Source organism: Phyllobacterium sp. TAF24, assembly GCF_052113785.1.
GTDB lineage: Bacteria > Pseudomonadota > Alphaproteobacteria > Rhizobiales > Rhizobiaceae > Phyllobacterium.
This window is the reverse complement of record NZ_JBFRDN010000075.1, coordinates 1-755: the sequence shown is the minus strand read 5'-3', so window position 1 is coordinate 755 and position 755 is coordinate 1. Positions and strand designations below refer to the sequence as shown.

Annotated in this window: 1 protein-coding gene; it reads left to right on the top strand. The window is 58.0% G+C overall.

Going from position 1 to position 755, the window contains the following annotated elements:
• Positions 1–755: elongation factor Tu (locus tag AB4Y96_RS26385; RefSeq protein ID WP_441920985.1), on the top strand; the 755-nt coding region annotated here is incomplete at both ends.

The window sequence follows — 755 nt, the reverse complement described above, 5'->3', positions numbered from 1 at the left end:
ATCACGATCTCGACGGCACACGTTGAGTATGAGACGCCAGCGCGTCACTATGCACACGTTGATTGCCCCGGCCACGCTGACTATGTGAAGAACATGATCACCGGCGCCGCGCAGATGGACGGCGCGATCCTGGTTGTGTCGGCTGCCGACGGCCCGATGCCACAGACCCGCGAGCACATCCTGCTTGCCCGTCAGGTTGGYGTTCCTGCGATYGTCGTGTTCCTGAACAAGGTTGATCAGGTTGACGATGCTGAATTGCTCGAACTGGTTGAGCTTGAAGTCCGCGAGCTTCTGTCGAAGTACGACTTCCCGGGCGATGATGTACCGATCGTCAAGGGTTCGGCTTTGGCTGCGCTTGAAGACAGCAACAAGGAAATCGGCGARGACGCAGTGCGCGCGCTGATGGCTGAAGTTGACAAGTACATCCCGACGCCAGAGCGTCCGATCAACATGCCGTTCCTGATGCCAATCGAAGACGTRTTCTCGATCTCSGGYCGTGGTACGGTTGTGACGGGCCGCGTTGAACGCGGTATYGTCAAGGTTGGTGAAGAAGTTGAAATCATCGGCATCAAGCCGACGACAAAGACGACGGTTACCGGCGTTGAAATGTTCCGCAAGCTGCTCGATCAGGGCCAGGCAGGCGACAACATTGGCGCGCTGATCCGCGGCGTTGGACGTGAAGACGTYGAGCGTGGCCAGATCCTTGCCAAGCCAGGTTCGGTCAAGCCGCACACCAAGTTCAAGGCAGAAGCCTA